Genomic DNA, 22072 nt, shown 5'->3' with positions numbered 1-22072 from the left:
CGCAACCTTCAGCGAACGGCCTCGTACAAGGGGCAGGTCGCTGAAGGTTCCGGCATCCGGAGGGAAAGTGGAGGCATCAGATGTCGAGGAAGCGGACGTCGCGGGCGTTGCGCTGGATGAAGCTGCGCCGGCTCTCGACGTCCTCGCCCATGAGCACCGAGAAGATCTCGTCGGCGGCCGCGGCGTCGTCGAGGGTGACCTGGAGGAGCACCCGCTGGTCGGGGTCCATCGTGGTCTCCCACAGCTCCTGGTAGTCCATCTCGCCGAGGCCCTTGTAGCGCTGGATGGGGTTGTCCTTGGGCAGCCGGCGCCCCTTGCCCTGGCCCTGTGCGACGAGGGCGTCGCGCTCGCGGTCGGTGAAGGCGAACTCGTGCGTGGCGTTGCTCCACTTGATCCGGTACAGCGGCGGCTGCGCGAGGTAGACGTAGCCGGCCTCGATGAGCGGCTTCATGAACCGGAAGAGCAGCGTGAGCAGCAGCGTGCGGATGTGCATGCCGTCGACGTCGGCGTCGGCCATGAGCACGATCTTGTGGTAGCGCGCCTTGTCGATGTCGAAGTCCTCGCCGATGCCGGTCCCGAACGCGCTGATCAGCGCCTGGACCTCGGTGTTGGCGAGGATCTTGTCCAGGCGGGCCTTCTCGACGTTGAGGATCTTGCCGCGGATCGGGAGGATCGCCTGGGTGTGCGGGTTGCGCCCACGCACCGCGGAGCCACCGGCGGAGTCGCCCTCGACGATGAACACCTCCGAGACCGCCGGGTCCTTGGCCTGGCAGTCGCGCAGCTTGCCGGGCAGCCCGCCGGACTCGAGCACCCGCTTGCGGGTGGCCTCGCGGGCCTTGCGGGCCGCCATCCGCGCCGTCGCGGCCTGGACCGCCTTGCGGACGATCTCCTTGCCCTCACTCGGGTGGGTCTCCAGCCAGTGCCCGAACTCGTCGGTCATCGCCCGCTGGACGAAGCCCTTGACCTCGGAGTTGCCGAGCTTGGTCTTGGTCTGCCCCTCGAACTGCGGCTCGCCGAGCTTGACCGAGATGACCGCCGTCAGCCCCTCGCGCACGTCCTCGCCGGTGAGGTTGTCGTCCTTGTCCTTCAGGAGGTTCTGCCGGCGGGCGAAGTCGTTGACCAGCTTGGTCAGCGCCGCGCGGAAGCCCTCCTCGTGGGTGCCGCCCTCGTGGGTGTTGACCGTGTTGGCGTAGGAGTGCACCGACTCGCTGTAGGCGGTGGTCCACTGCATGGCCAGCTCGAGCGAGAGGCTGCGCGCCTCGTCCTCGACCTCGATGTCGATGACCTCGGCGTGCACCGGGTCGGCCTTCTTGCTCCCGACGAGGTGGTCGACGTAGTCGACGAGGCCGCCGTCGTAGCGGTAGGTGACCGAGCGGGCCTGGGTCACGCGTGCCTCGCCGCCGGCCTCGACCTCCTCGGTGTCCTCGACCTCGGCGACGTCGGCGTCGACCCCGTCGAGGTCGGGCTCGTCGTCGTGCTGGACGCGCTCGTCGGTGAGGCTGATCGTCAGGCCCTTGTTGAGGAAGGCCGTCTGCTGGAAGCGGGAGCGGATCGTCTCGTAGTCGTACTCGGTGGTCTCGAAGATCTCCGGGCTCGCCCAGAAGGTGATCGTCGTGCCGGTGCGGTCGGTCTCCTCCTCCCGGCGCAGCGGCCCGGTGGGCACGCCGTGGTCGAAGGACATCCGGTGCGCGTGGCCCTGCTGGCGCACGCAGACGTCGAGCCGGGTCGAGAGCGCGTTGACGACCGAGGAGCCGACGCCGTGCAGACCGCCGGAGACCTTGTACCCGGCGCCGCCGAACTTGCCGCCGGCGTGCAGCTGGGTCAGGACGAGCTCGACGGCGCTCACCCCCTCGGTGGGGTGGATGTCGGTGGGGATGCCGCGTCCGTTGTCCTTGACCCGCACGGCGCCGTCCTCCATGAGGATGACCTCGATGGTGTCGGCGAAGCCGGCGAGGGCCTCGTCGACGGCGTTGTCGACGATCTCCCAGACGAGGTGGTGCAGGCCGCGCTCGCCGGTGGAGCCGATGTACATGCCGGGCCGCTTGCGGACCGCCTCGAGCCCCTCGAGGACGGTGATCGCCGACGCGTCGTAGGCCGGGACGGCGGGGTCGTGCGGCTGCGGGGCCGCGGCGGGGTCCACGGGCGGAACGTCGGGGGTGTCGGGCTGGTCGGCCACGGGTCTCCTTCGTCGGTGCCGCCACGCGCAGGGCGCCGCAGCGGCTCACGGCGCGCGCCCACGGGCGGGACACCCGGGGGCGCGCTGTCGGTGTCCATCTTACCGGTCGGCACGCTCAGACCACCCGCTGGGAGGCCCGTGGCGCCGGTTGTGGCGGATCGCGGGGGTGGCCCTCGACTCCCCACACGTGACCGGGGCTCCCAGCGGCGCTGAGCGGCCTGCGCCGGGCTCGTCGCGAGGTGGGCGCCGCCCGGGCGCGCCGCACCCGGGCGGCCCAGGCCTCGGCACGCCGCTGGCTCAGCCTGCGGCGCCACCCGTCCCGCCGCCGAGCGTGCGCTCGAGCAGGGCACGCAGCTCCTCGGTGAGCACCGGCTCGGGCACCTGGACGTCGAGCGTGGGCCGGGTGCAGCGCACGCCGTAGCAGTAGGCGTCCGGGTAGTCCCGCCCGACCGCCGCCGCCTCCTGCTGGAGGCGGTCGGTGGCCAGCAGCTCCTGCCAGGCCCGGGTGTCCGGCTCGGGCAGCTCGTGCAGGGCGACGGTCCGCCGCCGGGTCAGCCCGGCCAGCCCCCCGGTGCGGAAGACCTCGACCTCGGTGTCGGCCGGCGGCGTCGGCCCGGGGGCTGGCGCCCCGGGCGCGGGGCTCTCGGGCGCCTGGTCACCGGCGTCGTCTCCCGGCGTGCCCTCGCCCACCGTGATCCCGACGCCCTCCCACGCGGCGCGCACCGCCTCCTCCTGCGGCGAGGCCTCGCCGTGGCGCGCCGCGGCGGCCGCCACGGTGAGCCCGGCGAAGGTCGCGAAGTCGCAGTCGGCGCGGATGTCGCCGGTCACGGTGTCGTACCAGATCTGCCCGGCGACCTCCCAGGCGTGGCCGCCGAGGGCCACCGCCAGGTCGTGGAAGGCCTTGTTCGGGATGCCCGAGTTGATGTGCACCCCGCCGCTGTCCTCGGCGGTGTCGACGTAGTCGCTCATGTGCGCCGGCTGCGGGTCGGTGCCGAGCCGGGGGTCGTCGTAGGCGGTGCCCGGTGCCGCCATCGAGCGCAGCGCCACGCCGTCGACCCCGGGCCCGAGCAGCTCGGCCCCGACGAGCCAGTCGGCCTCCTGCGCGCTCTGCCCGAGCAGGTGCTGCTTGACGAGCACCCCGAACACGTCGGACACCGACTCGTTGAGCGCGCCCGACTGGCCCTGGTAGTTCAGCCCCGAGGTGTACTGGGTGACGCCGTGGGCGAGCTCGTGCCCGATGACGTCGACGCTGCGGGTGAAGCCGAGGAAGACCACGCCGTCACCGTCGCCGAAGACCATCTGGGTGCCGTCCCAGAAGGCGTTGTCGTAGTCGCTGCCGTAGTGGACGGTCGCGAGCAGCGGCAGCCCGTGGTCGTCCAGCGAGGTGCGCCCGTAGGCCTCCTGCCACAGCTGCCACGTCGCCCCGAGCCCGTCGTAGGCCTCGGTGACGGCGGTGTCTCCGGTGGGCGGGTCGCCCTCGGAGCGCACGAGCTCACCCGGCAGGCTCGTGCCCGTCTCGGCGTCGTAGACCGCCCGCACCGGCCCGGCGTCGGTGCCGGGCTCGAGCTGGGGCAGGACGGCGTCACCGGCCCGGGTCTCGGCGCTGACCCGCCCGCGGCGCAGCGCCGAGTCGACGTCGAGCGTCGCGGTGGCGTGCGCCTGCAGGCGGGGGTCACCGGAGGCGGCGAGCGCCTCGAGGACGTAGGGCGGGACGACGGAGCAGCGTGCGGTCATCGCTCCAGTGTCGGTGTGCCGGCCGACATCCGCCCCTCGGGGAGCGCCGCGTCCTGCCGGGCGCGCGCCGTGACGCCCTCTCGGCAGGACACCGCCACCGCCCCGACGACGTCAGCGGTCGATCTGCATGACGACGGCCTTGGGCTCGGTGAAGAACTCCCGGCTGAAGCTGCCGCCCTCGCGCCCGATGCCCGAGCTGCCCACCCCACCGAAGGGGGCGCGCAGGTCGCGGATGAAGAAGCAGTTGACCCAGACGGTGCCGACCCGCAGCCGCTCGGCCACGCGGTGCGCCCGCGAGAGGTTCTCGGTGAACAGCTGCGCGTCCAGGCCGTACTCGCTGTCGTTGGCGAGCGCGACCACCTCCTCCTCGGAGTCGAACGCGGTGATGACGACCACCGGGCCGAAGATCTCCTCGCACACGTGCCTGCTCGTCGGCGGCATGTCGACGAGCACCGTCGGCTTGACGAACCAGCCGTCGCCGAGCCCGCCGGTGGCCATCCGGCCGCCCTCGGACTCCACGGTGTCGATGTAGCCCTTGACCTTCTCGAAGTGCTCCTGCGAGGCCAGCGGCCCGAACTCGGTCTCGGGGTCGAGCGGGTCGCCGAACTTCATGGCCTCGGCCTTGGCGACGAACTTCTCCAGGAAGGTGTCGTACGCCGCCCGCTCCACGTACAGCCGCGAGCCCGAGAGGCAGATCTGGCCGGCGTTGCGGAAGATCGACTGGATCGACCAGTCCACCGCGTTGTCCAGGTCCGCGTCGGCGAAGACGATGTTGGCGTTCTTGCCGCCCATCTCCAGGCTCACCGGGGTGAGGTTGGCCATCGCGGCCCGGCCGATGATCCGGCCGGTGCCGGACTCGCCGGTGAAGGTGATCCGGTCCACCCGCGGGTCCTCGGTGAGGGCCGAGCCCACCGAGTTGGGCCCGTACCCGTGCACGACGTTGAACACCCCCTCGGGGATGTCGGCCTCGGCCGCGAGCCGGGCGAGGATGGTCGCCGAGGCGGGGGTGTCCTCGGCCGGCTTGAGCACCACGGTGTTACCCCAGGCCAGCGCCGGCGCGACCTTCCACGTCTCGAGCATGAGCGGGAAGTTCCACGGGGCGATGGCGACGACGACCCCGGCCGGCTCGAAGCGGCTGTAGGCGTGGTGGCCGGAGTCCATCGGGTAGGTCTCGCCGGTGGAGAGCTTGGCGTGCTCGGCGAAGAACCGGAAGTTCCACGCCGCCCGGGCCACGTCGTGGCGGCACTGCGCGAGCGGCTTGCCCATGTCGCGGCTGTCGGCGCTGCCGAGCTCGTCGGCGTGCTCCTCCATGAGGTCCGCGAGCCGCTCGAGCAGCTCCTGGCGCCGGGCGTAGCCCATCCGCGGCCACGGGCCCTCGTCGAAGGCGCGCCGGGCGGCGGTCACCGCGAGGTCGGCCTCGGTGGCCCCGCCGAGCGCGACGTCGGCCCAGACCTCGCGGGTCCACGGGTTGACGCTCGTGAACCGCTCGCCGGAGTCGGAGTCGACCTCCTTGCCGTCGATGACGTGTCCGAAGAAGGGACGCTCGCTCATCTGGCTCCGCCTTTCGTGGTGGCGGCCGGGGCCGCCGACGGTCGTTCGGTGGCTGTCGGGGAGGGGTGGGGCCCGGCGTCCCGCTCGCCGGCGCGGTCGGCGTCCCGCTCGCCGGCCCGTTCGGCTGCCCGCTCGGCGAGGGTGACCCCACCCGCGGCGAAGTGCGTCGGCGGGACCTCCCGGAGGATGACCCGGACCGAGTCGCACGGCACGTCGAGGGCCTCGACCGCCGCGTCGGTGAGCCGGTCGACGAGGGTCCGCAGCGCCTCGGGGTCCCGGCCCTCGGCGAGGGTGACGTCGATGACGGGCATCGCTCAGCCCTCCCCGCCGCGCAGCCACACCGAGCCCAGGTGGGTGAAGTGGAGCCCGACCGACACCCCGGGGGGCGCGTCGACGGCGTCGGTCATCCCGCCGGTGAGCACGACCCAGCCCGGCTCGATGGCATGGCCCCGCCGGGCGAGGTCGTTGGCGGCGAGCGCGAGCGCCTCACCCGGGTGCCCCTGGATGGCGGCACCCGTCGCCGAGTCGACGACCTCGCCGTCGACCTCGACGAGCACCCCCTCGAGGGAGAGGTCCAGCCCGGCCGGTGGCAGGCCCACCGGCCCGGTGACGAAGGCGCCCGAGGAGGCGTTGTCCGCGGCCACGTCCCCGGCGGTGAAGCGGAAGTCCCGGTAGCGGCTGTCGATGACCTCCGCGCCGGCCCACACCGACGCCACGGCGGCCATCGCGCTCGCGGCGCTCACCCCCGGCCCCTCGAGCCGCTCGCCCATGACGAAGACGATCTCCGGCTCGACCCGCGGGTGGATGAGGCGGTGGCGGGGGACGGCGTCGCCGACGGGCAGGACCATCGCGTCGGTGAGCCAGGCGACGAACGGGGTGTCGACGCCCATCCGCTGCTGCTTGGCCCGGCTCGTCAGGCCGAGCTTGACCCCGACGAGGCGCTCGCCACGCTCGAGACGTCGTGCCAGGGTGCGGTCCCGCACGGCGTACCCGGTGTCGAGGTCGAGCCCCGGCCACTCGTCGGTGAACGGCGGCCGGTCGCGGCGCTCGGCCTCGCAGGCGAGCAGCTCGGTCGCGACCGACTCGACGTCCCAGCCGCTCGCCGGCGCGGCTCCCGCGGGGGGCCCGCCCATCAGCGCGCCCCCGCGCCCGCGAGGTCGCCGTGCTCGAGCTCGAGCTCGCGCTCCTCGGCCAGCTGGATGGCGATGTCGATGATCATGTCCTCCTGGCCGCCGACGTACCCCGCCTCGCCGACCTTGGTGAGGATGGCGTGGGCCGGCACGCCGTAGCGCTCGGCGGCCCGCTCGGCGTGCAGGAGGAAGCTGGAGTACACCCCGGCGTAGCCCTGGGTGATCGATGCCCGGTCCATCCACGGCAGGCGGGGGATGAACGGCCGCACGACGTCCTCGGCGGCCGAGAGCACCTCGCCGAGGTCGATGCCGGTGCGGATGCCCATCCGCTCGTAGGTGGCGGCGAGCACCTCGGTGGGGGAGTTGCCCGCCCCGGCGCCCAGGGCACACAGGGCGCCGTCGATCTGCCGGGCTCCGGCCTGGTAGGCGAGCACCGAGTTGGCCACCCCCATCGAGAGGTTCTGGTGGCCGTGGAAGCCGACCTGGGCCTGCCCGCCGACCTCGGCGAGGACCGCCTCGATCCGCTGCTGGGCGGTGTCAAGGACCAGGGCGCCGGCGGAGTCGACGACGTAGACGCACTGGGCGCCGGCGTCGACCATCGTGCGGGCCTGCTCGGCGAGCTTCCGGGGGCTGGCCTTGTGGGCGAGCATGAGGAAGCCGACGGTCTCCATGCCGAGCTCGCGGGCGGCGCCGAAGTGCTGGACCGAGACGTCGGCCTCGGTGCAGTGCGTCGCCACGCGCGCCACCGAGGCGCCGGCGTCGTGCGCGGCCCGCAGGCCGTGCAGCGTCCCGAGCCCGGGGAGGATGAGCACGGCGATGCGCGCCCGGGTCGCCTCGTCGACGGCTGCCCGGATCAGCTGCAGCTCCTCGACCTTGGAGAAGCCGTAGTTGAAGCTCGACCCGCCGAGGCCGTCGCCGTGGCTGACCTCGATGACCTGCACACCGGCGGTGTCGAGCGCGTGGACGACGCCGCGGACCTGCTCCTCCGTGTACTGGTGCTGCATGGCGTGCGAGCCGTCGCGCAGCGTGGAGTCGGTGATCCGCAGGTCGGCGGGGCCCCCGCCGGCGGGCAGGTGCGCGCGCACCTCGCTCTCGCTCGGCTGGTCGGTGACGACGGGGGTGTCCTCGGGCCGGATGGTCATCTCGCCCATGGGGTCAGACTCCTGCGGTAGCGGTAGCGGTAGCGGTAGCGGTAGCGGGGGTGGGGGTCTCGCCGAGCTCGGCCGAGGACTTCCACGAGGAGGCGACGCCGAGACGGTGGGCGAGCATGATGTCGCCGACGCGGGCGGCCGCCGAGGTGATGATGTCGAGGTTGCCGGCGTAGTCGGGCAGGTAGTCACCGCGGCCCTTGACCTCGAGGGGGACGAAGACCCGGGCGGCGCCCTTCCACAGCTCGCGGGCGTGGTCGAACTGTGGGTCGGCCCGCAGGTGGTAGCCGGGGACGTACTCCTGCACGCGGGCGACCATCGCGTGGATCGCCTCGAGGATGCGGTCCTGGGTGGCCCCCGGCTCGCCCGCCTCGGGCGGCACGGCGCAGAACACCGAGTTGCGCATCATCAGCGGGGGCTCGACGGGGTTGAGGATGATGATCGCCTTGCCACGCTGCGCGCCGCCGACCACCTCGAGGGCGCTGGCCGTCGTCTCGGTGAACTCGTCGATGTTCGCCCGGGTGCCGGGGCCGGCCGAGCGCGAGGAGATCGACGCGACGATCTCGGCGTAGGGCACCGGCACGACGCTGGAGACGGCGTGCACCATCGGCACCGTCGCCTGCCCGCCGCAGGTGATCATGTTGACGTTCGTCGCGTCGAGGTTGAACTCGAGGTTGACCGGGGGGCACAGGTAGGGCCCGACGGCGGCCGGGGTGAGGTCGACGGCGAGGATGCCCGCCTCGGCGTACTTCGGGGCGTTCGCCGCGTGCGCGCCCGCGGAGGTGGCCTCGAAGACGATGTCGGGCAGCTCGTCCTGGGCGAGCAGCCAGTCCACCCCCTCGTGGCTGGCCTCGAGGCCGACCGAGCGGGCCCGGCGCAGCCCGTCGCTGGCCGGGTCGACCCCGACCATGTAGCGGGGCTCGATGAGGTCGCTGCGCCGCAGCAGCTTGAACATCAGGTCGGTGCCGATGTTCCCGGGGCCGACGATCGCGGCGGTACCGGTCGTGCGTTGCGGGGCGGGGGTCATGGCTGGTCTCCTGGGACGAAACGGGCGGTGACGCTGCCGAGACCGGCGAACGTCGCGGTGACGGTGTCCCCGGCGGCGACGGGGACCATGGCGCACACGGCGCCGGGGAGGACGACGTGGCCGGCCTCGAGCGTGACGCCGCGGGCGCCGAGGGTGTTGGCGAGCCAGACCAGGGCGGTCACCGGTGAGCCCAGCACGGCGCCGCCGACGCCGGTGCCGACGAGCTCGGCGTTGCGGTGCAGCGTGGCCCCCACGCGGCGCAGGTCGACCTCGCCGACGGGCGTCGGGGTGGAGCCGAGGACGACGCCGCCCGAGCTGGCGTTGTCGGCGATGGTGTCCAGCAGGCCGATCCGCCAGTCGCGGATGCGGCTGTCGACGATCTCCAGGGCCGGCAGGACGAAGGCGACCGCGCGCAGGGCGTCCGCCACGCTCACCCCGGGGCCGCGCAGCGGGGCGTCGAGGACGAAGGCGACCTCGGGCTCGATGCGCGGCTGGAGGAAGCGCCCGACCGGCACCGGGGCGTGCTCGAGGTGGACGAAGTCGTCGAGCAGGTGGCCGTAGTCGGGCTCGCTCACCCCGAGGAGACGCTGCATCGCCACGCTCGTCAGGCCCACCTTGTGCCCCGTGACGGTTCGCCCCTCGGCCCGCCGCCGCTCCATCTGGAGCAGCTGGACGGCGTAGGCGTCCTCGAGGGTCATCCCCGGGTAGGTCGCGGTCAGCGGCTCGAGCGGCACCCGGGTCGCGTAGGCCCCGAGCAGCGCCTCCGCGGCCTCGGACCGCGTCTGGTCGTCCACGACCGCTCCTTCCTGCCGAGCCGGGTGCCCGACCCTGCGTCCTCTCGACGGTATGACCGCGCAGCGGCGGGCACGGGGTCCGTTCCGCACGTGGGAACGAGTGCCTCCCGCGGGCGTCCTGCGGGTCGCCACGCCGGGTGGGCTCAGCCGCTCCCCGCCCGGGCGATCCGGTGCGAGGCGGCGACGAGCAGCGGCACGAGCTGCTCGACTCGTGGCTCGATGTCGTCGGTCGGGCCGAAGACCGACACCGACGCCACGGCCACCCGGCCGCGCAGCACGGCGACGGCGACCGAGGAGGAGTCCTCGAAGGACTCGCTGTGCGAGTGCGCCCACCCGCGGCGGCGCACCCGCTCCAGCTCGCGGTCCCAGTCGGCGACGCTGCGCACCGTGTGGCTGGCCCGCGGCGGGAAGCCGGCCCGCCGCCGGGCCTCGGCGAACTCGGCGTTGTAGGCGGCGATCACCTTGCCGCTGCTCGTCACGTGGGCGGGGTAGCGGCGGCCCATGTGGCCGAGGATGCGCACCCCGTCCCGGTTCTCGATGCGCTCCACGAAGACGGTGTCCGCGCCGTCCGGCACCGCGAAGTTGACCGTGAGCCCGGTCTGCGCGGCGACGTGCCGGATGACCGGCAGGGCGGCGTACCGCAGCGCGTGCCGTGCCTGGGCGAGCTGGCCGAGCTCGTAGAGGTGGATGCCGAGGCGGTACTGGCCGCTCGTGACGTCCTGCTCGACGAAGCCCCGGCTGGCCAGGGTCTGCAGCAGCCGGTGGGCGGTCGACTTGGCCACCCCGAGGCGGCGGGCGATGTCGGAGACCCCGAGCGAGCCGTCGAGCGCGAAGCACTCCAGGACGTCCAGCGCGGTGCCGACCGACCGCAGCCCGCTCCCGTGCCCGGCGTCGGCCGCCGTGCGCTTGGGGGTGGAGGTGCACCAGGCGGTGTCTCCGGCGCTCGACATCACGGTGGCTCCCTTGCCCTCGGCGGGTCGACGAGATGACAGTGGCCCCCGGTCGTGCTTGCATCAAGACATGCGTTCCACTGAGCGGGACGATGTGGCGCACGCCGCATCCCTCGACTCCCCGCAGCCGCCGCCGTCGGTGCTCGCCCGGGCGGCGGCCCTCCTCGGCGCGTTCGACGAGGCGCATCCGCGGCTCGGGGTCGCCGAGCTCGCCCGCCGCACCGGGTTGGCGAGGTCGACCGTCCACCGCCTCGCCGGCGAGCTCGTCCGCCTCCGGCTGCTCGACCGGGCCGAGGGCGGCACCTACCGGCTCGGGATGCGGCTGTTCGAGCTCGGCGAGCTCGTGCCCACCCGGCGCACCCTGACCGATGCCGCCCTGCCGCTGCTCGAGGACCTGCTCGAGGCGACCCACCAGCGCATCCACCTGGCCGTCCTCGACGGGGTCGAGGTCGTCTACGTCGCCATCCTCGGTGCCGGCGAGGTCGACGTCGCCTCCCGCACCGGCGGCCGGCTGCCCGCACACGCCACCGGCGTCGGGAAGGCGATGCTCGCCTATGCCCCGCCCGAGGTGGTCCGGCGGCGCGTCGAGGCCGGCCTGCCGCGGCTGACGCCCCGGACGATCACCACCCCGGGGGCGCTGACCCGCGAGCTGGCGCGGATCCGGGCGGAGGGCACCGCCTACGACCGGGAGGAGTCCACGGTCGGCGTCTCCTGCGTGGCGGCGCCCGTGGTCGGCACCGACGGGCGGGTGCGGGCCGCGCTCTCGGTCACCGGCCGCACGGCGGCGATCGACCCCGTCCGCTACGGGGTCGCCGTGCGCGCGGCCGCCGTCACCCTCGGGCGCACCCTGCGCGAGGCGGGCCTCTGAACGCCCTCGCTGCGGGGGTGTCGGTCCCTCAGAGGCCGTCGGCCGCGGCGGCGGCGGCGAGCGCCCTGGCCCCCGCGAGGGCGACGTCCTTGTCCTGCGCCGCGGAGGCACCCGAGACACCGACGGCACCGACGAGCCGGCCGTCGACGGTCACCGGCACGCCCCCGGCGAAGGCGGCCACGCCCTCCCGCAGCGCGATGCCGTCGCGTACCGCGGGCTCCTCGCGGATCGCGGCCTCGAGGTCGTCGGTCGCGGACCCGCCGAAGTCGGCGACGGTGGCCGCCTTGTCCCGCGCGATGGCCCCGGAGCCACCGAACGCACCGTCCATCCGGGCGAAGGCGAGCAGGCCGCCGCAGGGGTCGGCCACGGCGACGTTCACCGCGACGCCCAGCTGGCCGGCCCGCGCGAGCGCGGCGTCCAGCGCCAGCCGGGCGCCGTCGTAGGTGAGGGCACTCTCGGCTCGGGTCAGCATCCGTCCCTCAGGTGAGGACCGTCGTGAACCGGTCGTTGAGCTCGCGGGCGTGGTAGAAGATGCCCTTGCCCAGCTGCTCGGGCGTCCACACGTGGACCGGGCGGTCGGGGTAGGCGAGGTAGCCGCCGGCGAAGACCTCGTTGCGGTTGCCGGAGGGATCGAAGAAGTAGACCGTCTGGCCACGGGTGATGCCGTGCCGGGTCGGGCCGACGTCGATCGGGACGTCGTCCATGGAGAACAGGTCGGCGGCGTGGCCGACCTCGCTCCAGTCGCCGAGCTTGAAGGCGAAGTGGTGCAGCTTGCCCTGGGGGCCGCCGATGACGGCGAGCTGGTGGATCTGGTTGTTGCTCGTCATCCACGTGCCGATGTAGTCGGCGTCGTCCTCGAGGCTGGTCTGGACGCGCTCGGTGGCGTAGAAGTCGAAGACCTCGGTGAGGAAGCGCTCCATCCCCTTGACGTCCTCGGCGGTGATCAGCGCGTGGTCCAGACCCGGGACCCCGACGCCAACGAGGTGGCGCGGGAAGGCGTCGGGGTTGTGGGTCCCGACCTCGGTGCCGATGAGGGTGGCCTCGTGGTAGACCTCGAAGACGTGCTCGGAGGGAGTCGTGAACCGGATGCCGTCGCCGATCTCCGGGTTCTCGCCACGGCTCATCCGCTCGACGGTCACCCCGAAGGCCTGGGCGCGCCGCTCGATCTCGTCCAGGTCGGAGGAGTAGCGGACCTTCCAGCCGAACTTGACGACGCCGACGCCGCCCTCCTCGAGGACGACCGAGTGGTGGTCCCACTCGTCCCAGCCCTTGTAGTAGACCCGGCCGTCCTCGGCGTGGGTCTCGTACAGGCCCATCGTGTTGGCGTAGTGGGCCTTGGCCTCGGCCAGGTCGGTGACCCGGACGTGGGCGTAGCCCATCCTCATGACTCCCATGTGCTCACTCCTTGGAGGTGACGCCGGACGCGGGCTGCGCGGCGGCGAGCGCTTCGGCCCGCTGCCGGGCGCGTTCGTTGATCTGACGGAGGTAGGGGTTGACCATGCGCAGGTCGCCCTCGCGCAGGCGGATCGTCACGTCGGTCTGCGGGACGGCGCGGCAGGAGAGGCACGTGCCGTCGGTGCGCTCGTCGGCGGACAGGACGCTCTCGGCGACGCGCCGGTTGTAGCCGAAGGTCCCCGCCAGGCAGTCGACCTTGCAGATCGCGCAGCCGCCGCGGCGGCACCCGACGGTGTAGGCGAACCCGGCGCGGAAGAGGCCGCTGAGCACGGTCTCCTCCGGCTCGAGCCAGATGACCTCGCCCGTGGGGTCGATCGTCACATTCGGCACCGGCGCCCCTTTGCGTTCAGTGTGGGCGGGAACTGCCGCCCACACTCAGGGTGCGGTGCCCGGCCGCGCGGGACCACGGGCGTTCCTCAACACGGAACGGCGGCGCGCACCCGCGGCGTCCTGCCAGGCGCGCGCCAGGACGCCCGCTCGGCAGGACGCGGCTGCCGGATGCGGTCTGCGGGTCAGCGGCGCAGGGCCGCCGCCATCCGTTCCTGGGCCAGCGGGGAGTGGAACAGCTCGCCGGAGAGCCGGGCCATCGCCTCGCCGTCTCGCGCGAACGCGGCGAGCAGGTCCTCGGTGAGCATCTGCTTCGCGGCGACCAGCCCCTGGCGGGCGCCGGCCCGCAGGTCCGCGAGCACCGCAGCGACCGCAGCGTCCATCCCCTCCGCCGGCTCGACGTGGGTGACGAGGCCGGCCTCCCGCGCCTGCGCGGCGTCCACCTGGCGCCCGGTGAGGAACCAGTCGGCGGCGGCCCGGGGGGCCAGGCGCGCGCGCAGCGGGATGGAGATCGTCGCCGCGGCCAGCCCGAGACGCACCTCGGTGAGGGCGAACGTCACGTCCTCGCGGCAGAGAACGAGGTCGCTGCTCGCGACGAGCCCGAGACCCCCGGCGCGGACCGGACCATCCAGGCGGGCGACGACGGGAACCGGCAGGGCGACGAGCCGCCGCTGGACCTCGACGATGGCGCGCGCCGACTCGGTCATGTCGACGGTCGCGGCCTCCTTGAGGTCGGCGCCCGCGCAGAAGACCCGCTGGCTGGAGCGCAGGAGGACGCCGTGGAGGCTCTCGTCGGCCGCGACGGCACCCACCTGCTCGGTCAGCTCGGCGAGCAGGCGCCGGGAGAGCGCGTTGCGGTTGCCCGGGGAGTCGAGGGTGAGGACGGCGACCCGGTCCTCGGTCTCGCGGCGGACCAGGGGGGCGTCGGCATCCACGGCCTCGACCCTAGCCCCGGCGCGCGATGGCGTCAGGCGGCGGGCGTCACCCGGAAGACGGGGAACCCGGGCGCGGCGTCGCTGAGCTCGGCGTCGGTCGCGTCCGGGGTCAGGCCCTCGACGAAGCGACCCACCTCCCAGCCCCACCGGCGCAGGTAGACCCGCAGCACCGCGGGGCGCTCCGCGACGGGGACCTCGGTGAGCACGACGCGCTCGGTGCGCCGGCCGAGGCGCAGCTCGGCCTCACCCCCGGCGGCGCGGACGTTGCGGACCCACTCGGTGTGGCCGCGCGGGGAGACGAGGTAGCCGTGGCCGTCGAGGCGGAGGAGGTTGACCGGCGTGCTGCGGGGCTGCCCCGAGCGGCGGCCGGGGACGGTGAGCACCCGGGAGCCGAGGAGGCTCACGCCGTGTGCGGTGAGCCAGCGGACGAGCGCGTTGAGCCGGCGGTCCATGCCGTGATCGGGGCGGACGTACCGGCGGGGCGACCCGGAACGGTCGGCGGGGGTGGCGGTCATCGGGTACTCCTCCAGGAAGTGAGAGCGGTGCTCTTATATTGCCCGAGTGTGCCCGGCGGGTCCTCACCCAGTCAAGAGCACTGCTCTCGTTACTGTGGTTTGATGGTGCCGTGCCCCCCACCACCCGTGCCGAGCGCCGGCGCGACCTCGAGCGACGCATCGTCGAGGTCGGCCGCCGCCACCTCGTGACCCAGGGCGCCGCCGGGCTGTCGCTGCGCGCCGTCACGCGTGAGCTCGGGATGGTGTCCTCGGCCGTGTACCGGTACGTGGCGAACCGTGACGAGCTGCTCACCTTGCTCGTCGTCGACGCGTACACCGAGCTCGCCGACCGGGTCGACGCGGCGTTGGACGCAGCGGCCGCGCAGCGGTGGGACGAGCGCGTCGTCACCGCCGGGCTGGCCTTCCGCGCCTGGGCCGCCGGCGACCCGGCGAGCTACGCGCTGCTCTACGGCAGCCCGGTGCCCGGGTACGAGGCTCCGGCCGAGCGCACGGTCGAGCCGGGGACCCGGGTCGTGCTCGCGCTGGCCCGGCTCGTCGCCGAGGGAAGCGCGGCGGGCGAGGTGGCCCGGAGCGGGCCGGTGCCCGTGAGCGGGGCGGCGCTCTCGGCCGACCTCGAGCGGCTCGCCGTGGGTGCGGGCCTCGCCGAGGACGGGGAGGACGTCGTCGGCCGGGCGCTCTTCCTCTGGTCGAGCCTCGTCGGGGCGACGAGCCTCGAGGTGTTCGGCCAGTACGGGACCGACGCCGTGCTCTCCCCGGCCGACCTGCTCGAGCACGAGCTGCGGCTGGCGCTCACCGTGGTGCGAGGTCGCTGAGCGCCGCACCCGTCAGCCGTAGGTGTCGCGCGGGCCGCGACCGTCCTGCACCCGGTGACGCCCCCGCGACCACGTCGGCGCGCTCGGGCCGACGACCCGCAGCTGCACCACGGTGCCCTCGCCGACCTCCTCGGCCAACCGGGACATCAGGGTCGACTCCAGCAGCCGCAGCTGGGTGGCCCAGGCGGTCGAGTCGGCGCGCACGACGAGCACGCCCTCGACGAAGTCGGTGGGCCGGCAGTGCGCCGAGATGTCCGGTCCGACGATGGCCGGCCATCGCCCGATGACCGAGCCCACCGCGACGTCGGCGTTCCATCCACGCTCGGCGACGAAGCGGTCGATCTGGTCACCGAGCGTCTGGGGGTCACGCCCGGCCCGTCGTCCCCCCGGGACGTCCTTGGCGCGGCGCCTCGGTCGCAGCCCGGGGCGCAGCCCCTTGGAGCGGGCTCGTGCGCGCGCCCGGGCCAGCGCCTCGGCGGCGGCGAGGCCCTCGGCGTCGGCCGCGTCGTCGGAGCCGGTGGCGGCCGGGCCGGCCGGCTCCGACGGGACGGCCGGGTCCTCGGGGTCAGGAGGAAGCATCGGCGGCCTCGACGTCCTGCGGGCCGTCGGCCGACTCCGCCGTGTCCGGGCTCTGCGCGGTCACGTCCTCGGCGGCCTCCAGAGCCTCCCCGACCTCGAGCGAGCCGAGGGTCACCCGGTGGGTCCGGCCGGCGAGCGCCGCGGGGACGTCCTCGGGCACCGCGGCGGTGACGAGCACCTGCTCGGCGTCGGCGACCATCGCGGCGAGCCGTTCCCGGCGCCCGGAGTCCAGCTCGGCGAAGACGTCGTCGAGCACGAGCACCGGGTCGTCGCCGAGGTCGGTCCGCAGCAGCTGGAAGGCGGCGAGGCGCAGCCCGAGCGCGAACGACCAGGACTCCCCGTGGCTGGCGTAGCCCTTGGCCGGCAGCTCGCCGAGGGAGAGGACGACGTCGTCGCGGTGCGGCCCGACGAGGCACACCCCGCGCTCGACCTCTTGGTCGCGGACGGCCGCGAGCGAGGCGAGCAGCTCCTCGCGCAGCTCCTCCACCTCCGGCACCGCCCCGGCGGCGAGCTGCTCGGCGCTCTCCTGGCGCAGCGAGCTGCGGTAGGCCGCCCGGGCGCTCGACTGCCCGTCGCTCACCTCGGCGTAGGCCGCCGCGAGGTAGGGGCCGAGGTCGCGCAGCAGGCGCAGGCGCGCGTAGAGCAGCTGCGCACCGACCCCGGCGAGCTGGCCGTCCCACACCGCGAGGGTGTGCAGCGCCGAGTCCGCCTCGGCCTGCGGGTCCAACCCCTCCGCGCCCACCCGGGGCCGGCGCCCCCGGGCCCGGCGGGCGAGGTAGGGCTGGGCCGACTTCAGCAGCGCCGAGCGCTGCTTGACGATCCGGTCGTACTCCTGGCGCACGCCGGCCCACCGGGGCTGTCGGGCCACGAGCAGGTCGTCGAGGAAGCGCCGCCGCTCCCCGGGGTCGCCCTTGACCAGGGCGAGGTCCTCCGGGGCGAAGAGCACGGTGCGCAGCGTGCCGAGCACCTCGCGCGCTCGGACGGGGGAGCGGTTCAGGCGGGCCCGGTTGGCCCTCCCCGGCGTGATCTCCAGCTCGACCATCGTCTCCCGGCCACGGCTGACGACGGCACCGCGCACGACCGCCCGCTCGGCACCGAAGCGCACGAGCGGCGCGTCGGTGGCCACCCGGTGGCTCGAGAGCGTCGAGAGGTAGCCCAGCGCCTCGGCGAGGTTGGTCTTGCCCTGCCCGTTGAGCCCGACGAGCGTCGTCACCCCCGGGCCGAGCGGCAGCTCGGCGACGGGGTAGCTGCGGAAGTCGGCCACCGACAGGTGCCGGACGTGCACCCCGGGGCTCAGCCCGTGGACGAGGAGCGCCGGCGGGGACCGCCGGTGCGCCCGGGCGATGCGGGACCGGCCTCGGCGGCCTGGGCCGCCTTCTTCGCCGCGGCCTTCTTGCTCGGCCGCTTCTCCTTGCGGGCGGCCTTGCGGGTGGCGGTGTCGGGGGAGGCCGGCCCGGCGGCGGCCTCCGCGCGCAGCGCCTCACCCTCGGCGACGGTCATCACCTGGTGGCCGCCGAACTGCCCGCGCAGCGCGGCGACCGCCTGCATCGTCGGCGAGACCTGCTGGCGGGAGGCGAACCGGGCGAAGAGCGACGCGGAGATGACCGGCATCGGCACGGCGAGCTCGATGGCCTCCTCGACCGTCCACCGGCCCTCACCGGAGTCGGAGGTGTAGTCCGAGACGTCCTCGAGGGTCGGCTTCTCCTCGAGCGCGTCGACCATGAGGTCGAGCAGCCAGGAGCGCACGACGGTGCCCCGGCTCCACGCCTTGAACGCCCCGGGGACGTCGTCGACGATGTCCTTCTTCGTCAGCAGCTCGTACCCCTCGGCGTAGGCCGCCATCAGGCCGTACTCGATGCCGTTGTGCACCATCTTCGTGTAGTGCCCGGCGCCGACCTTGCCGGCGTGGACGAAGCCCTCGTCCCGCGGCCCCTCGGGCCGGAGGGCGTCGAAGATCGGCATCGCCTTGCGCACGTTGGCCTTGGTGCCCCCCGCCATCAGGCCGTAGCCGTTCTCGAGCCCCCAGATGCCGCCGGAGACGCCGCAGTCGACGTACCCGACGCCCGCCTCCTTGAGCAGCTTCTCGTTCTCGACGTCGTCGGTCCACTTGCTGTTGCCGCCGTCGATGACCAGGTCGCCCTTCTCGAGCAGCTCGGCCAGGGCCGCGACGGTGTCCCGGGTGGGCTTGCCGTGGGGGACCATGACCCAGACCACCCGCGGTGCGTCGAGCCGGCGCACCATGTCGGCGAGGCTGCGGGCGTCGGAGACCTGCTTGTTGCGGTCGTACCCGACGACCTCGTGGCCCGCGCGCCGCAGGCGCTCGCGCATGTTGCCGCCCATCTTGCCGAGGCCGACCAGTCCGAGCTGCATCCGGTGCTCCTTCGTTCGTCGGTGTCGTGCGCTCCCCGCAGGCTACTGCCGGGGGCCGATGCCGTGGCGGCCGCGCGGCCCTCGGACCGGCCGTGACCTGCCCCGACTCGGCCTCAGGAGGCGAAGCGGACCGGCATGAGGACGTACCGGTAGGAGGTGTCGGCCTCGCCGTCGGCGCTCTCCTGGCCGGACATCACGGCCGGGCGCGAGGCCTGGGTGAAGGAGATGCGCGTCCAGTCGGTGCCGACGGCGCCGAGCCCGTCGAGCAGGTAGGTGGGGTTGAAGGCGATCTCGATCTCCGGCCCGCTCAGGGCGCACTCGACCGCCTCGGAGGCCTGGGCGTCCTCGCCGGTGCCGGCGTCGATGGCGACCTGGTCTCCGGCGAACCGCAGCCGGACGGGGGTGTTGCGCTCGGCGACGAGCGCGACGCGCTTGACCGCCTCGACGAGGTCGGCGGTGCGCACCACGGCGTCGGTCTCGGTGCTCGTCGGGAAGATCGAGGCGACCTTGGGGTACTCGCCGTCGAGCAGACGGGTGGTCGTGCGGCGCCGGCCGGCCTCGAAGCCCGCGAGCCCGTCGCCGCCGGCGGTCGCGCCGAGCGCGACGTCGATCGACCCGCTCGCGCCGAGGCTGCGGGCGGTCTCGGAGAGGGTGCGCCCGGGGACGAGGACGACGTGGTTGGCGTCGGGCGAGCGCGGGTTCCACGTCAGCTCGCGCATCGCGAGGCGGTAGCGGTCGGTGGCGAGCAGCGTCATCTTCTCGCCGTCGACCTCGACCCGGACCCCGGTGAGGATGGGCAGGGTGTCGCCGCGGTCGGCCGCCACCGACACCTGGGCGACGGCCTGGGTGAACAGGTGACCGTCGACCGAGCCGGTCGGCTCCGGGCTCGCCGGCAGGGTGGGGTAGTCGTCGGCCGGCATCATCAGCAGGCTGAAGCGGGAGGCCCCGCAGGTGACCTGGACCTTGCCGGCGTCGGTGGCGACGTCGATCGGCCGGTCGGGCAGGTTGCGCGAGATGTCGGCGAGCAGCCGCCCGAGGACGAGGACGGTGCCGGCCTCGGCGACGTCGGCCGCCACGGTGACCCGGGCCGATACCTCGTAGTCGAAGGCGGAGAGGGTGAGCGTGCCGTCGTCCGCGGCCTCGAGCAGGATGCCGGCGAGGACCGGCACGGGCGGTCGGGCCGGCAGCCCACGGGCCACCCAGGTGACCGCCTCGGCGAGGACGTCGCGCTCCACGCGGAACTTCACGGCTTACCACCCTTGTCCGGCGCGGGGCTGCGCGCCTTCGTCGTGCGTCGAGAGTCGTCACCGCCGGCGGACGGGCGCACTCGATGGCGGGGACCGCGCGGGCGGGACCCCGACACTAGTGCACCCCAGGGCGGCGCACCATCCGTTGCCCGCAGCCCACGGCGGTCGCGGCCGGGGCACCTCGGAGCGGGCAGAGTCCCCACCTGGTCGGGGCGGACCGGGAGATCTAGAGGTCTCGCCACAGTGGTAGCAGCTGTGGACGCTGTGGACGAGGGGGCATCCGGCCTGGTCGGGAGGCCTGCCGGGGCTGTGCACACCGGGTGGACCCGCGGTGGAGCGTCGGCGGTGGGGTGTTGACGGCCGCGCGGCGTTCACACGGCGTCCACCGCCGCGCGGCCGGCCGTCCACCGGGGTCGTGTCGTTGTCCACACTCGTCCACAGCCGCTGTGGACAGCCGTGCGCGCCCTCGATGGTGGTCCACAGGCTTGTACCCGGGGTGTGGACGGCTCCGCGCCCGGCGACGGCCGTTCCTGTCGTGACCTATTGGTCGATTCGGTGACGGATTCCGGCGCAGGGACGGCCCGCGGCGCGGGGCCTCGGACGGGTGGCCGGTGCTCGAACGTTGGACAAGGGTTGTACACGGGGTGGGGACAACCTGTGGACGGCGCGGTGGTGCGGGCACCCCGGCGCGGTCAGCGGGACTGCTGCTTGATCCGGTTGGTGAGCTCGGTCACCTGGTTGTAGATCGCCCGGCGCTCGGCCATGAGCTGGCGGATCTTCTTCTCGGCGTGCATGACCGTCGTGTGGTCGCGGCCGCCGAACTGCTGGCCGATCTTCGGCAGCGACATCTCGGTGAGCTCCCGGCACAGGTACATGGCGATCTGCCGAGCGGTGACCAGGACGCGCGAGCGGGACTGCCCCTGGAGGTCCTCGATGGTCAGCCCGAAGTAGGCCGCGGTCTGGGCGATGATCGTCGCCGGGGTCACCTGGCTCGTCGACTCGTCGGGGATGAGGTCGCGCAGGACGATCTCGGCGAGGGACATGTCGACGGGCTGCCGGTTGAGGCTGGCGAACGCCGTGACCCGGATCAGCGCTCCCTCGAGCTCGCGGATGTTCGTCGAGATCCGCGAGGCGATGAACTCGTGGACGTCCTCGGGCACCGAGAGCCGCTCCTGGATGGCCTTCTTGCGCAGGATCGCGATCCGGGTCTCGAGGTCGGGCGGCTGGACGTCGGTGAGCAGGCCCATCTCGAAGCGGCTGCGCATCCGGGCCTCGAAACCGGTGAGCAGCTTGGGGGGGACGTCGCTCGTGATGACGACCTGCTTGCCGGCGTTGTGGAGGGTGTTGAAGGTGTGGAAGAACTCCTCCTGGGTCTGCACCTTGCCCTGGAGGAACTGGATGTCGTCGATGAGCAGGACGTCGACATCGCGGTAGCGGCGCTGGAAGTTGGCCGCCTTGTCGTCGCGGATGCTGTTGATGAAGTCGTTGGTGAACTCCTCGGAGTTCACGTAGCGCACCTTGACGTGCGGGAAGAGGTTGCGCGCGTAGTGCCCGATGGCGTGCAGCAGGTGGGTCTTGCCGAGCCCGGAGTCGCCGTAGACGAACAGTGGGTTGTACGCCCGGGCCGGCTGCTCGGCCACGGCGACCGCCGCGGCGTGCGCGAACCGGTTGGACGCGCCGATGACGAAGGTGTCGAAGGTGTACTTCGCGTTGAGCCGGGTCAGCTCGACCTGCTCGGGGACCGCGGCGCCGGGCCGTGGCCGCCGGGCGCCGGGGACCTCGACGAGGTTGCGTGCAGGCGCGGGGTCCTCGGTGCCGGTGGGGGGCAGCCCGGCGCTCGTGCCGGCGTCCGGGCCGTCGCTGTCGGAGTCCTCGTCGTCGAGGTCGAGGTCGTCGATCTGCTGGCGGCGGTCGGCGGCGCGCAGCTCGTGCCCGTCGTCCGGGGCCGGCTCGGGCTCGGGCAGGTCGGCCAGGGTGGGGTCGACGGTGACGGCGAGCCGCACGTCCCGCCCGAGCCGCTCGCCGAGGGTCTGGGTGACCCGCTCGCGCAGCCGCGTCTCGACGACCTCCTTGGTGAAGTCGTTGGGCACGGCGATCAGGGCGGTGTCGTCGAGCAGCCCGACGAGCCGGGCGAGGGAGAGGAAGGCCCGCTGCTGGACGGGGATGCCGTCCTCGTCGAGGGCCTCGAGCGTGGCCCGCCACACCTGGGTCATCATCGCGTCCGCCACGTGCTCGCGTCCTTCCGCCGCCCAGGTCAGGGAGCCGCGCGTTCGGGCCGACGCGCCGCGGGGCGGGTCGTCCACATGGTTGTCCACAGGGTGTGGGGTCGTCATCGGACCCGGCGACCAGAGTGTCGTCACCGGCCCGCCGATGCTCCGTGCGATGGTAGAGGGTCGAGCACGCCGATGGGTACCCGGCCGGCGGTTTGGTCGGTGAGCGGCGCCTCGGGTACCG

At 73.8% G+C, this 22072-nt stretch carries 21 protein-coding genes; 2 read left to right on the top strand and 19 right to left on the bottom strand.

The window, feature by feature from the left end; translation table 11 throughout:
• Nucleotides 1-76: 76 nt before the first annotated feature.
• The 9 genes from gyrB to G8D98_RS07945 form a co-directional block, all read right to left on the bottom strand.
• Nucleotides 77-2176 carry a DNA topoisomerase (ATP-hydrolyzing) subunit B gene (gene gyrB / locus G8D98_RS07985; RefSeq protein ID WP_166101409.1) on the bottom strand — a complete coding sequence of 700 codons (2100 nt, stop codon included), beginning with the start codon at nucleotides 2174-2176 and terminating at the stop codon, nucleotides 77-79.
• Nucleotides 2177-2473: 297 nt separating this feature from the next.
• Complete coding sequence (locus tag G8D98_RS07980) at nucleotides 2474-3910, bottom strand: protealysin inhibitor emfourin (RefSeq protein ID WP_166101407.1); 1437 nt, start codon at nucleotides 3908-3910, stop codon at nucleotides 2474-2476.
• Nucleotides 3911-4021: 111 nt separating this feature from the next.
• Nucleotides 4022-5461: an aldehyde dehydrogenase gene (locus G8D98_RS07975; protein ID WP_166101405.1), complete on the bottom strand. Its 1440-nt coding sequence runs from the start codon at nucleotides 5459-5461 to the stop codon at nucleotides 4022-4024.
• The gene (locus G8D98_RS07970) at nucleotides 5458-5772 is read right to left on the bottom strand and encodes a tautomerase family protein (RefSeq protein WP_166101402.1); all 315 of its coding nucleotides are present in this window, start codon (nucleotides 5770-5772) and stop codon (nucleotides 5458-5460) included. Before G8D98_RS07970 ends, G8D98_RS07975 begins: the two co-directional genes overlap by 4 nt.
• A gap of 3 nt (nucleotides 5773-5775) precedes the next feature.
• Complete coding sequence (locus tag G8D98_RS07965) at nucleotides 5776-6594, bottom strand: 2-keto-4-pentenoate hydratase (protein WP_166101399.1); 819 nt, start codon at nucleotides 6592-6594, stop codon at nucleotides 5776-5778.
• On the bottom strand, nucleotides 6594-7742 hold the full coding sequence (dmpG, locus tag G8D98_RS07960; protein WP_166101396.1) for a 4-hydroxy-2-oxovalerate aldolase: 1149 nt from the start codon (nucleotides 7740-7742) through the stop codon (nucleotides 6594-6596). The genes G8D98_RS07965 and dmpG overlap by 1 nt, the downstream gene beginning before the upstream one ends.
• 4 nt (nucleotides 7743-7746) lie before the next feature.
• Nucleotides 7747-8766, bottom strand: coding sequence for an acetaldehyde dehydrogenase (acetylating) (locus G8D98_RS07955; RefSeq protein WP_166101394.1), 1020 nt, complete (start codon nucleotides 8764-8766; stop codon nucleotides 7747-7749).
• Nucleotides 8763-9560 (bottom strand): 2-keto-4-pentenoate hydratase, encoded by a 798-nt coding sequence (locus G8D98_RS07950; protein ID WP_205859724.1) that lies wholly within the window; start codon nucleotides 9558-9560, stop codon nucleotides 8763-8765. Before G8D98_RS07950 ends, G8D98_RS07955 begins: the two co-directional genes overlap by 4 nt.
• A 143-nt stretch (nucleotides 9561-9703) precedes the next feature.
• On the bottom strand, nucleotides 9704-10510 hold the full coding sequence (locus G8D98_RS07945; RefSeq protein ID WP_166101391.1) for an IclR family transcriptional regulator: 807 nt from the start codon (nucleotides 10508-10510) through the stop codon (nucleotides 9704-9706).
• A gap of 70 nt (nucleotides 10511-10580) precedes the next feature.
• Here G8D98_RS07945 and G8D98_RS07940 point away from each other — a divergent pair, with 70 nt between their 5' ends.
• On the top strand, nucleotides 10581-11378 hold the full coding sequence (locus G8D98_RS07940) for an IclR family transcriptional regulator (protein ID WP_166101388.1): 798 nt from the start codon (nucleotides 10581-10583) through the stop codon (nucleotides 11376-11378).
• Between the two features lie 28 nt (nucleotides 11379-11406).
• Here the strand turns inward: G8D98_RS07940 and G8D98_RS07935 are convergent, their stop codons facing one another.
• The 5 genes from G8D98_RS07935 to G8D98_RS07915 all read right to left on the bottom strand — a co-directional run bounded on the left by G8D98_RS07935 (nucleotide 11407) and on the right by G8D98_RS07915 (nucleotide 14610).
• The gene (locus tag G8D98_RS07935; protein ID WP_166101385.1) at nucleotides 11407-11850 is read right to left on the bottom strand and encodes a GlcG/HbpS family heme-binding protein; all 444 of its coding nucleotides are present in this window, start codon (nucleotides 11848-11850) and stop codon (nucleotides 11407-11409) included.
• A gap of 7 nt (nucleotides 11851-11857) precedes the next feature.
• Nucleotides 11858-12772, bottom strand: a complete 915-nt coding sequence (locus tag G8D98_RS07930; RefSeq protein WP_166101382.1) for a catechol 2,3-dioxygenase — start codon at nucleotides 12770-12772, stop codon at nucleotides 11858-11860.
• A gap of 4 nt (nucleotides 12773-12776) precedes the next feature.
• On the bottom strand, nucleotides 12777-13163 hold the full coding sequence (locus G8D98_RS07925) for a 2Fe-2S iron-sulfur cluster-binding protein (RefSeq protein ID WP_166101379.1): 387 nt from the start codon (nucleotides 13161-13163) through the stop codon (nucleotides 12777-12779).
• 182 nt (nucleotides 13164-13345) lie between these two features.
• A complete protein-coding gene (locus G8D98_RS07920) occupies nucleotides 13346-14095 on the bottom strand; it encodes an enoyl-CoA hydratase-related protein (protein ID WP_166101377.1) in 750 nt (249 codons plus the stop codon).
• Between the two features lie 32 nt (nucleotides 14096-14127).
• On the bottom strand, nucleotides 14128-14610 hold the full coding sequence (locus tag G8D98_RS07915; RefSeq protein ID WP_166101375.1) for a nitroreductase family deazaflavin-dependent oxidoreductase: 483 nt from the start codon (nucleotides 14608-14610) through the stop codon (nucleotides 14128-14130).
• 110 nt (nucleotides 14611-14720) lie between these two features.
• Between G8D98_RS07915 and G8D98_RS07910 the strand changes: the two genes are divergently transcribed.
• Complete coding sequence (locus G8D98_RS07910; RefSeq protein WP_166101372.1) at nucleotides 14721-15422, top strand: TetR/AcrR family transcriptional regulator; 702 nt, start codon at nucleotides 14721-14723, stop codon at nucleotides 15420-15422.
• Nucleotides 15423-15434: 12 nt separating this feature from the next.
• On the opposite strand, the gene G8D98_RS07905 is transcribed toward G8D98_RS07910, so the two are convergent.
• The 5 genes from G8D98_RS07905 to dnaA form a co-directional block, all read right to left on the bottom strand.
• Nucleotides 15435-16001, bottom strand: coding sequence for a DciA family protein (locus G8D98_RS07905; RefSeq protein ID WP_166101369.1), 567 nt, complete (start codon nucleotides 15999-16001; stop codon nucleotides 15435-15437).
• Nucleotides 15988-17286, bottom strand: a complete 1299-nt coding sequence (gene recF / locus G8D98_RS07900) for a DNA replication/repair protein RecF (RefSeq protein ID WP_166101367.1) — start codon at nucleotides 17284-17286, stop codon at nucleotides 15988-15990. Before recF ends, G8D98_RS07905 begins: the two co-directional genes overlap by 14 nt.
• Before the next feature lie 8 nt (nucleotides 17287-17294).
• Nucleotides 17295-18371 carry a phosphogluconate dehydrogenase (NAD(+)-dependent, decarboxylating) gene (gnd, locus tag G8D98_RS07895; protein ID WP_166101364.1) on the bottom strand — a complete coding sequence of 359 codons (1077 nt, stop codon included), beginning with the start codon at nucleotides 18369-18371 and terminating at the stop codon, nucleotides 17295-17297.
• A gap of 113 nt (nucleotides 18372-18484) precedes the next feature.
• Complete coding sequence (dnaN, locus tag G8D98_RS07890; RefSeq protein WP_166101361.1) at nucleotides 18485-19618, bottom strand: DNA polymerase III subunit beta; 1134 nt, start codon at nucleotides 19616-19618, stop codon at nucleotides 18485-18487.
• Between the two features lie 692 nt (nucleotides 19619-20310).
• Complete coding sequence (gene dnaA, locus G8D98_RS07885) at nucleotides 20311-21831, bottom strand: chromosomal replication initiator protein DnaA (RefSeq protein WP_166101498.1); 1521 nt, start codon at nucleotides 21829-21831, stop codon at nucleotides 20311-20313.
• Nucleotides 21832-22072 lie beyond the last annotated feature (241 nt).

Source organism: Phycicoccus endophyticus, from assembly GCF_011326735.1.
Classification (GTDB): domain Bacteria; phylum Actinomycetota; class Actinomycetes; order Actinomycetales; family Dermatophilaceae; genus Phycicoccus; species Phycicoccus endophyticus.
The sequence above is the reverse complement of the archived record's forward strand: the minus strand, read 5'-3'. Positions and strand labels throughout refer to the sequence as shown.

Coding starts and splice junctions, on each gene's coding strand:
- G8D98_RS07980 (WP_166101407.1), bottom strand. CDS start 3,910: ATGACCGCACGCTGCTCCGTCGTCCCGCCCTACGTCCTCGAGGCGCTC.
- G8D98_RS07975 (WP_166101405.1), bottom strand. CDS start 5,461: ATGAGCGAGCGTCCCTTCTTCGGACACGTCATCGACGGCAAGGAGGTC.
- G8D98_RS07970 (WP_166101402.1), bottom strand. CDS start 5,772: ATGCCCGTCATCGACGTCACCCTCGCCGAGGGCCGGGACCCCGAGGCG.
- G8D98_RS07965 (WP_166101399.1), bottom strand. CDS start 6,594: ATGGGCGGGCCCCCCGCGGGAGCCGCGCCGGCGAGCGGCTGGGACGTC.
- dmpG (WP_166101396.1), bottom strand. CDS start 7,742: ATGGGCGAGATGACCATCCGGCCCGAGGACACCCCCGTCGTCACCGAC.
- G8D98_RS07955 (WP_166101394.1), bottom strand. CDS start 8,766: ATGACCCCCGCCCCGCAACGCACGACCGGTACCGCCGCGATCGTCGGC.
- G8D98_RS07945 (WP_166101391.1), bottom strand. CDS start 10,510: ATGTCGAGCGCCGGAGACACCGCCTGGTGCACCTCCACCCCCAAGCGC.
- G8D98_RS07940 (WP_166101388.1), top strand. CDS start 10,581: ATGCGTTCCACTGAGCGGGACGATGTGGCGCACGCCGCATCCCTCGAC.
- G8D98_RS07935 (WP_166101385.1), bottom strand. CDS start 11,850: ATGCTGACCCGAGCCGAGAGTGCCCTCACCTACGACGGCGCCCGGCTG.
- G8D98_RS07930 (WP_166101382.1), bottom strand. CDS start 12,772: ATGGGAGTCATGAGGATGGGCTACGCCCACGTCCGGGTCACCGACCTG.
- G8D98_RS07915 (WP_166101375.1), bottom strand. CDS start 14,610: ATGACCGCCACCCCCGCCGACCGTTCCGGGTCGCCCCGCCGGTACGTC.
- G8D98_RS07905 (WP_166101369.1), bottom strand. CDS start 16,001: ATGCTTCCTCCTGACCCCGAGGACCCGGCCGTCCCGTCGGAGCCGGCC.
- gnd (WP_166101364.1), bottom strand. CDS start 18,371: ATGCAGCTCGGACTGGTCGGCCTCGGCAAGATGGGCGGCAACATGCGC.
- dnaA (WP_166101498.1), bottom strand. CDS start 21,831: ATGACCCAGGTGTGGCGGGCCACGCTCGAGGCCCTCGACGAGGACGGC.